The sequence below is a fragment of the Compostibacillus humi genome (genome assembly GCF_014637175.1).
GTDB lineage: Bacteria > Bacillota > Bacilli > Bacillales > Amphibacillaceae > Oceanobacillus > Oceanobacillus humi.
Map to the genome: position 1 here is coordinate 1 of NZ_BMEV01000149.1, position 1,123 is coordinate 1,123.

The 1,123-nt window shown below is 36.8% G+C and carries 2 protein-coding genes; one reads left to right on the forward strand and one right to left on the reverse strand.

What is annotated here, in order from left to right; all coding sequences use genetic code 11:
- The coding region (locus IEV18_RS16985; RefSeq protein WP_188393517.1) for an ISL3 family transposase at positions 1-821 on the forward strand (821 nt) is incomplete at its 5' end.
- Positions 822-908: 87 nt separating this feature from the next.
- Here IEV18_RS16985 and IEV18_RS17645 read toward each other — a convergent pair.
- Positions 909-1,123, reverse strand: a 215-nt coding sequence (locus IEV18_RS17645) for an integrase core domain-containing protein (RefSeq protein ID WP_373281957.1), incomplete at its 5' end; no start/stop codon positions are given.

Here is a 1,123-nt window from a genome sequence, read left to right on the forward strand (position 1 = left end):
TTGAGCGTATGTTTTATTCAGTCGCTAAAGAAAAGGCAGCTGAGCATGTAGAATGGATGGAAGAAATCCAGAGTGAAAAGCAAGGTATAACACTGAGTATGGATGAAATCGCTCTTCGCAAAGGACACAAGTATGAAACAGTTGTTTATGATGCTGATTTAGGCGCTGTTATAGGGATGCATCAGGATCGTGATTACCATTCTACTTTGGAGCTATTGACATCTATGGATTTCGATCCAAACAAAGTGAAGAACGTTGTCTTAGATATGTGGGATCCCTTTCATAAAGCTATCCATCAGGCTTTTCCTGATGCACAAATAATTGTAGATAAATATCATGTTGTCCAGAAAGTAGTTCAGGCTTTAGACCAAATTCGTAAGCAAATACCCGGATTAAAAAAGGCACGTTTTCACCTTTTAAGAAGCTATGAGAATCTACAAGAGAAAAACAAACCACGACTTGAAGAAATATTAGATACTCACGAAGAACTGCGGCACGGCTATTTCTTGAAAGAACTATTTAGAGATATTTATAAAGCAACAGATTACGAAAGCGCAAATAAACGATTGGCAGAATGGCTTCAACTGGCTTTGGAAAGTCCATTCAAGCCTTTTCATCAAGTAGCAAAGACAATTAAGAAATGGCGTGATCCAATTTTACAATACTTTAAAACACCGTATACCAATGGCAAAGCTGAAGGTACAAATCATAAAATCAAAAATATTAAACGAAGAGCTTATGGTTATAGAAACCCAGAAAGATTCAGGCTAAGAGTATTTTTAGAATGTACAGGACAGACTTATAAAGAAGCAGCTTCCTAGCCCCTCCTTCTTAAACATTTTGGTGGATCATAGTTGATAGAAATGAAGCCGTCAAGGAAAGCACTTGACCGCTTCATTTCTATCAACTTACCGGTCGACAAGTTTAAGAAGGAGGGGGTATGAGCGCATCAAAATAGGGCTAACTAATTGTCGGAATTGTTTCCAAATCACAAACAATGATGATGAGACATTAAAATAAACTGATGATGGTGTTTTATAATCTAGCGATTGATGAGGGCGATTGTAATTATAAAAATCAATGTAATCTCTTATATTTATTCTAGCCTCCCTTGGACTTTCAT